1 protein-coding gene is annotated in these 539 nt (G+C 46.2%); it reads right to left on the reverse strand.

Annotation, left to right across the window (positions count from 1 at the left end; all coding sequences use genetic code 11):
• Positions 1-498 (reverse strand): helix-turn-helix transcriptional regulator (locus B2633_RS06890; protein ID WP_483169886.1); only part of this gene is annotated, 498 nt, incomplete at its 3' end.
• Positions 499-539 lie beyond the last annotated feature (41 nt).

The raw sequence follows: 539 nt of genomic DNA on the forward strand, positions 1-539 counted from the left end.
AGAAGGGGAAAGTCCGGTTTTATTTTTAAATACTCGGGCGGAATGGCCGTTATAGTCCATGTTGCAGGCGGCAAAGGCTTGGGCGATGGAAAGGTTGGCATCCAGCAGCTTCTCCTTCAATTTACTGATTTTATAATTGGTATAATACTCATGAGGCGTTACACCGGTATGCTTCTTGAACAGCTTTGTGAAATGGGCTTTGCTGAGGCAGGCCGCCCTTGCCGTTTCGTTCAAGTCAAACCTTTCCAGCCAGTGGATTTCTATGTATTCTTTTGCCTTTTCAATTTCATCCTTGCCGCGATAAACCCTCCTGTTGATTAAAAATGCCGCGACATAGATCACCCGTTTTTCGCCGTCCAGAATAGGGAAAACCGTAATATCCTGGTATACGGCCTCTATATCGAAGTCCTCTACTCCGTATCGCTCCGCAATATCTTCCAAAGGCACTTTGATATCCGGGAAAAAGACCGTTTCTCCCTGAAAAGCTCGCTTTAACACGGGGAGCTGGCCCGAGGCGACAATATAAGGATCTTTGAATA

This window comes from Syntrophomonas sp. UBA1041, assembly GCF_002316705.1.
Taxonomy (GTDB): domain Bacteria; phylum Bacillota; class Syntrophomonadia; order Syntrophomonadales; family Syntrophomonadaceae; genus DTU019.